Genomic DNA, 7,411 nt, shown 5'->3' on the forward strand with positions numbered 1-7,411 from the left:
CGTCCAGATCGTCGCGGAGGGTGACCTCGTGGTGATGTCGACCCTCAGCACCGAGGTCGACTCGAACGGCAAACCGTACGAAACGACCTGGTTCGACTTGTTCCGGGTGAACGGTGGCTTGCTCGTCGAGCACTGGGACGCGGCAACGATCGAGTGAGCGTCATCAACGGAAGACGCTGACGCAATCCGCGGCAAAGGCTCCAGCCACAACAGCTCAGGTCTCAGATGGGAGGCCTGACAATCGAAGTCTTCGGAGCGCTGGCGATGAGTCTGTCCAGCGGAGACGCGCGCGGCAGAGCGCATGGTGACGGGCCAAAGGATCCTCATACTTCTTCTTACATCTACGCCAATGACATACCTATGCAAATGGCATATAGGTGCAGTAATTAAACAGATCAGGAAGTTCTGCGCGTCGATTTAGGATCTTGGGTCGGTAGTATTAACCGGAGGAGGATTCAAAGCCGCTTTGCCCATTGCCTCGGTCTACTTCTACGTAAACTGTACGTAAATATTTTCCAGGACCGAATTGGATCAAAAACAACGAATCAGGATGACAAGATCCTGGATGATTATCTATTCGGCGCGGGACAACCGACGATACTCGGTCGGCGAAACGCCCTTGCATGCCTTGAACAGCTTGTGAAAATGGCTGCCGGCCGCGAATCCGCATTCGCCGGCGACGTGGGCGATATCCCGATCGGATTCGATGAGGGCGCGGCAGACCAGATCGATGCGCGCTTCGTTGATGTATTCCGTATAAGGCTTGCCGATGCGATGCTTGAACCAACGACTGAATGCGGCCGGCGACATTCCGATGCGGCCCGCTACCGCCGCCTGCGAGAGCGGATTCACGAGACTGGATTGGATTAGTTTGCAAACCCGATCCAGCTTCTCGTCCAGGCCGCCTCCCGGGCCCACGGACACCTGCGGCCCGCCTATCGAAATCAGATCGTCGGCCGAAGCCAATTCGGCCAAGACGGAAAGGAACACTCCCAGACGGCGGGGTGATGCGGGCGGCAGTTCCCCGATGCGGCGAACGAGGGGAAGCACAGCGGCGCGGGTGGCGCTTCCCGCAAGCAGTCCCCTGCGGGCGTCCGTGAGGAAAGCCTCGAAGCCATGGAACTCCGGGAAAGAAGAAAGCGCTTTACGGATGGCGACGGGCTGGAATTGCATGACCAAGGCCCGGATCTCCCCCTTGGCGCCCGGAGATTGGAAGAAGGAATGGGCCGTACCTGAACCCAGGATGAATAGATCGCCTTCACGGAATTCGCCCAGGGATTCTCCGATTATCCAAGTACCACTTCCCGATTTGACCAGCAGGATTTCCACTTGCGGGTGGCGATGATCGTGCTTCCTGCGGGTTTTGAGGACTTCGACGAATTTGAATGTCGGCTCGCTGGGCTGCGCGTCGGCGAGAGTGGTCGCGAACGGGGCCGGCAGCGGCTTGAGGAAAGGCAAGAGGATGGGGGTGGCCATAAGGCCAATATACCGCAAAAGCGCGGGCGCGGAGGGGAATCCTCATTAGGCGATCCGTTTTTCCGGGGCGTATGTTAAGAGAGCGTATGCGCTTCGTTAATAGCGGACCGACCGCTTGGCCAATTGCGACTAACATGATGGGAACGACAAGAAAATATTCGGCGACGCTTGTCTTGGCCGCATGCATCTGGGCGCCATCGCATGCCGCGAGCGGTCCCATCACCTCGAACCTCAAACGGGCGCTGATCTACTTCTACAATTACGCGGGCGATCATACCAACACCCCGGCCTGGTGCGGTTACATTATGAAGCTGGGGGCCGCCCACGGCATTACCATCGATACCACGCGCAATCCCTCGACCTTCACCGTCGCCAACCTTTCCAATTACCAGGCTGTCGTCCTTTTCAACGCCTACTATATCGGCCAGAGCATGTCCCAGACCCAGAAGGACGCCTTGCATGATTGGTATAAGCAGAACCTGGGCATCGCCTGTATCCATCAATGCGTGAGAAACACCTGGGGCGGCGTCGCCCCCAATTGGTATGACAGCCTGATGGGGGGCATTACATCAAGGCCGCCGGTTTCGGTACCGGCCCCGTGTATGTCGAACCGGCGGTGATCGGGACCGATCTCGCCATGAACAGCGACTCCACCCCGGTGGCGGCGGGCACGGTCATGAAATGGAACGATGAATGGTATACCTACGATCAGACTCCCGTGGCGCCGGATACCAAGCTGTTGTGGACCACCAAGACAACGGATCATAGCTTCACCTTCGTCCTGCCGGGGACAGTCCAGCCGATGGCTTGGGCGCGCACCACCAACGGAGGCCGCTTCGTCCTCAATTCCATGTACCATACCAACGATCTCATCCAATCTACCGATCCCGCCTTGAAGAAGTTCAGCGACGGGGCTCTCCTGGGGACGATGCGCTGGGTGGCCGGATATACGGGATGCACCGACCCCTCCAAGCCGGGATACAATCCCCAAGCCACGCATAACGATCCCAAAGCGTGCGACGCCGCCACCACCATCGATGTTCGAACGCCATCGCGCGATGTCCCCGGGGAAGCCGGGCGTGTGCGCGTGTCCTTCACCGGAGCGGGGGAGCACACCCTCGACGTCTACGATTCCCGCGGCCGCAAGGTCCTCTCCATCCGGGGCGACGGTCCTCACGAATACGGTTTAGATCAACTCGGGCCAGGGATGTACCATTTGCGGGCCCGTTCCGGCGCGGAATCCTTCAACCGCAGCTTCCTGATACTCTAAGGGATACCATATAAATATGGTTATCAATTTCCGCCGGGCGGCCGCCCTCCTGGCCGGGTCCGCATGCCTCCGGACGATCGCGGCCGGTTCGGATCTCATCGAAAGGCAACCGCTCTCCATCGGCACCAAGATGGAGACCGGGCAGATCGTGAAGGGCGAACCGGACATCAACGCCGTCGATCCCTCCAAGTTCTACCTGTCGCAGATCGGCGTGAACCTGACCCAGGAGGTTACCGTAAACCACCGCCTGGAGATGAAGGTCGGCGTGGGGGGCGTATTCTTCTATTCCTTTCCGAACATCCGGGGAGATGCGGGATCGCAGGGAACCAAGTTCGGCCCGGGCGTATCGCAGGCCCAGTTGAACTACAAGTTCGGCGATCCCGATGCGCCGTTCGCCAACCTCAGGGTCGGGTACTTTCCCTACAAATACGACCCCGACGCGAAGAACCTGGGCGAATACCTGTTCCGCAGCATGGCCTATCCCACCTTCGTGTTCACCGGGGGATGGTCCATCACCGACAATGCCCTGGCCAAGATCCAAGGACTGCAAATCACGGTTTCGCAGTTCGGCGGGAACCTCAAGCATGATTTCCTCCTCTCCAGCGAGCGGGACTTTAGGCCCCAGGGCGACTTCACGCCCGCATACGTGGGAACCTTGACCGCGGGCGCTTTCCAGTTCGGGGCGGGCGTTTCCCTCTATCATTACTTTCCCATCGAGAAAAAGCGCACGGAGTCTCGGGACATGGGACCCGAGACCATCCTGCATTTCCAGGATTTCCCGCAGTTCACCGCCCGGCCCGATTCGGCGGCTAAGTGGGCCTATCCCGGCGTTCCCGTGACGCATTCCCGCGGTCCCGTTTCCATGACCGCGAACGACCTGCAGAACCTCGTGTTCGAGGCTCAGAATACCCTGGTCTTTTCGGAGGATAGCCTTAGGAACCTCGCCATCGCCGATAGCGTGAAGAACAGCCTCCACCCCGACACGGTCGCTATGACAGTTCAGGGGGTTAAGCTGATGGCCCGAGGCTCTTTCGATATCCAGAAGATCGTCCCCATGCCTTTCCTGGGGGAAAGCGCCTTCAAGGTTTACGCCGAAGCCACCCTGCTCGGCGTTCAGAACCAAACCGGTTTCTTCGAGAAACGCTGGGAGCGCATGCCGATCATGTTCGGCATCGACCTTCCCACATTCCGCCTGCTCGATATCCTGTCATGGGAAATGGAATATTTCCCATCATCGCTACCGGACAATTTCGATCGGATGTTCGATTACAACTACGTTGCCTACCCGGATTATAGCCTGCTCTTCCATACCCCGGCCCAGAACCGGCAGGATGATTGGAAATGGACCTTGTACGCGAACAAGAAGCTCACTACCGGCTTATCCATGGTGGGCCAAGTCGCGAACGATCACTTTCGCACCGTGAACAGGCAGATCCTGTTCACTGGCCAATCCTTGATGCGGAAGCCCTCGGATTGGTATTACGTGATCACCCTGAATTTCGGGATCTGACCATAGACCGCAGGGAATTTTTCAAAACCATCGCCGCCGCCGCCGCCATGGGATTGTTCGAAGGGAAGCGGGCACTGGCGGCCCCTCCGCAGGCCGCATGCGTTTCACATTCTTCGAGGGGCCGGTGAGCAGCGGGGGCCGTCCCGCCGTCATCATCAAAATCACGGCCTCGGACGGGACTGTGGGCTGGGGCGAAAGCGTGCCTATCCCGCGCTGGGGCGGCGAGACGGCCGAAGGCGCGCTGGCATGCCTCCGGAATTATCTCGTGCCTGTACTGAAGGGCCAGGACGCCTTGGATATGGAGCATATCCACGCCTTGATGGGAAAGGAGATCGCGAACGGGTTCACGACCAGCTATCCCATCACCAAGGCCGGGCTCGATATCGCGCTGCACGATCTGATCGGGAATGCCCAGGGCAAGAACATCGCGGAGATATGGGGGCTCAAGACGCCCGACGAAATGGTCTTGAGTTGGACCTTGAATCCAATGAATCCCACTACCGCGTTGGAGATGGCCCCCAAGCTCGCCGACTCGGGCGTTGCCGTCCTCGAGGGCGCGGTCCATCCCCACTGCCTTTCCGGCTTCCAGGACCTGCGCAAGCAAGGGGCGCTTCCCATCATCATGGACGAGGGATGCATGTCGCCCACCGATGTCTCCGAATTCATAAAACTCAAGATGCTGAATGGGATCGCGATGAAACCTTCGCGCTGCGGCGGCTTGATATCGGCAAAGGCCCAGATTGAGCTCCTGAATAGGGAAGGCCTGGTTTTCCTGGGCAGCGGCTTGACCGATCCCGACATCTCCTTGGCCGCCAGCCTGATCCTGTTCGGCGCTTACGGCCTCAACCGTCCGGCGGCCCTGAACGGCCCGCAGTTCCTAGGCGCCAGCGTGCTGAAGCAGCCCTTCGTCGTCAACGGCGGGAAATTGAAAATCCCCAAAGGTCCAGGCCTCGGCATAGAGGTGGACGAAGAGAAGGTCCGCGAATTGTCCGCCCGCACCTGGCGCGGCTGATCTATGTGCGTCGTCGCACTTAAAACCGATGGCTCCAACATGTTCGGGGTACTGTCCGTATAGCAACGGGCTTCGATTTATTTACTTCGGCATTCCGCTTCCTTGCGGTCTGTTAAGAAAGCGTATGCGCTTCGTTAACATCCGGCCCACCGCTTCGCTCCCGAGCCAGTACCATGATCACGTGGCGCCTCCACGGTAAACTTCTCGATGACGGAGATACTATGCGTTTCGCGATGTCCTTGAGTTCCGGATTCGCCCTGCTCGCCTTCATATCGCTAGGAACCCTGCCCGCTCAAGGCGCCATCTCGGGAGCCTATTCTGGCAAAGGTACGCATCCTGGCTTTACCATCTCCCCCATCGACGCCATGGGCAAGGCCAGTACCATGGGCATTGCCTGGCTTAAAAACGGGGACATGGTCTGGGTGCGTTCCCCGGGGAATTACCAGAATCCTCCCGCCGCCAATTCGAGTGCGGGAGTTTGGATCGTGAAGAACGTCGCGACCAATCCCACGGTAACGAAACTGGTGGATCAGTTCCGCCAACCCACCGGAGTGACCGTAGGGCCCAACGATGAAATCATGGTCGTGGATCTGGACGGCGTGTACAAGGTTTCCGCCACCGACGGAACGAAAACCCACATCATACCCATGCCCGCGACCTACGACTGTTCCCTGCCCTATCATGGCTACATCTTCTGCCCCATGTATAACAACGGCACCTATTATGCGCCCTACTCTTCGACCTTCGTCTCGGGCGGATTCGCGGACACCGATCCTTCGGGAGAGTATGCCGGGTCGGTGCTCTCCTGGAAGCCGGACGGCACGGGGGGTTATGGCAAGTACGCCGGGGGCTTACGCTCCCCGAACGGCGGCGGGCTCGGGCCCAACGGCATCATGATGTTCACGGACAATCAGGGGAGCTGGAATCCCTCTTGCGCGCTCAACATCATCAAACCGAACGCTTTCTACGGCCTCCACCAGAATTCTCCCTATAAGGACAATTGGGCCGGGTTGGCCAACAAGGCCGGCACCATGCCCTACCAGCCGCCCATAGCCTGGCTCCTGCAGGCCCAGGCCGTCGGCCAATACGGCGTGGCCGCGAGCACCACGCAGCCGCTCTACATGGATCATGGCCCTTACGCGGGAGACGTCATCGTGGGGGACGCCACCTTGGAAGGCATGTCCCGCATCGCCCTGGATCCCGTGGGCGGCACCGGCGTGAGCGCGAATTACAACGGATCCGTGCATTGGTTCTCGAACATGCCCGGGGGATCGAATTGTCCCGCGCCCAACCGGTTCGCCATGGATCCCGCCGGCGACGTCATCTACGTGGGGACCTTGGAAATCATCGGACAAAGCGCGGGCGCCTGGCCGTCCGGAGCGGATCAGCCGTTCTACAAGATCGCCCTGGACGCCGCCGCCATCAAGGCCTCCTTCGAAATCCTGAGCGTGAAATCACGGTCGGGGGGGATTGAGATAGCTTTCTCCCAGCCCGTTTCCGAAGCCTCGGCGGTGGCTGCAAGCTTCGCCGTCAGGCAATATGATCTGGTGCGGCAAGAAGGGTATGGCGCCGGAAACAATACTTCCACCGCGCCCGCCATCGGCAGCGTCCAGATATCCCAAGACGGCTATCGGGTATTCCTGGGCATCGGCAGCAACGCCAAATTCGACCGCGTGCTTTCCATCATCGCCGGCGGCATCCGTTCGCGCACCGGCAACGCATCCTTGGTCTACAACTCCGCCTTGTTCACGCATAATTACCAATCCACGGAGGCATTCAATCCCGGCCCGGTCTCCATAGCGAATCGCGCTACCGAACAGTACATGAATAACCACGTCATGCATAGCATGCTGCCGGGCGCGGTGAAGGTGCAGGTCGACCTTAAGGGAGCCTACACGGTTTCGCTCGGCAAATTGAACGGCGCTACCGTGGAAAAGAGGCAGGGTTTCGGCGCGGGAGAATTCACGTTAAAAGCTCCCGGCGAAGGCCTGCATGTCCTGGAAGTGCGGCAGGGCGGACGCGCCTATGTGCGTCCGATATCGTTTTGATCGGGATCCCGGAGGGGGTATTCCCGGCGGATGATATACGGCGAATCGATTAGAAGGATCGGGAGGATTTCTTGGGACTGAGACATTTAAGGTTG

6 protein-coding genes are annotated in these 7,411 nt (G+C 59.2%); 5 read left to right on the plus strand and 1 reads right to left on the minus strand.

The window, feature by feature from the left end:
• Window positions 1-573: 573 nt before the first annotated feature.
• Window positions 574-1,476, minus strand: a complete 903-nt coding sequence (locus JF616_00340; GenBank protein ID MBW8886175.1) for a helix-turn-helix domain-containing protein — start codon at window positions 1,474-1,476, stop codon at window positions 574-576.
• Between the two features lie 173 nt (window positions 1,477-1,649).
• On the opposite strand from JF616_00340, the gene JF616_00345 reads away from it, so the two are divergent.
• The 5 genes from JF616_00345 to JF616_00365 all read left to right on the plus strand — a co-directional run bounded on the left by JF616_00345 (window position 1,650) and on the right by JF616_00365 (window position 7,316).
• Complete coding sequence (locus tag JF616_00345) at window positions 1,650-2,096, plus strand: ThuA domain-containing protein (protein ID MBW8886176.1); 447 nt, start codon at window positions 1,650-1,652, stop codon at window positions 2,094-2,096.
• Window positions 2,075-2,746: a hypothetical protein gene (locus tag JF616_00350; protein ID MBW8886177.1), complete on the plus strand. Its 672-nt coding sequence runs from the start codon at window positions 2,075-2,077 to the stop codon at window positions 2,744-2,746. The genes JF616_00345 and JF616_00350 overlap by 22 nt, the downstream gene beginning before the upstream one ends.
• Window positions 2,747-2,762: 16 nt before the next feature.
• Window positions 2,763-4,256 (plus strand): hypothetical protein, encoded by a 1,494-nt coding sequence (locus tag JF616_00355; protein ID MBW8886178.1) that lies wholly within the window; start codon window positions 2,763-2,765, stop codon window positions 4,254-4,256.
• A 97-nt stretch (window positions 4,257-4,353) separates the two neighbouring features.
• Window positions 4,354-5,268 carry a hypothetical protein gene (locus JF616_00360; GenBank protein ID MBW8886179.1) on the plus strand — a complete coding sequence of 305 codons (915 nt, stop codon included), beginning with the start codon at window positions 4,354-4,356 and terminating at the stop codon, window positions 5,266-5,268.
• Window positions 5,269-5,489: 221 nt separating this feature from the next.
• Window positions 5,490-7,316 carry a hypothetical protein gene (locus JF616_00365; GenBank protein ID MBW8886180.1) on the plus strand — a complete coding sequence of 609 codons (1,827 nt, stop codon included), beginning with the start codon at window positions 5,490-5,492 and terminating at the stop codon, window positions 7,314-7,316.
• Window positions 7,317-7,411: the final 95 nt, after the last annotated feature.

The sequence above is a fragment of the Fibrobacterota bacterium genome (genome assembly GCA_019509785.1).
Classification (GTDB): Bacteria; Fibrobacterota; Fibrobacteria; order UBA11236; family UBA11236; genus Chersky-265.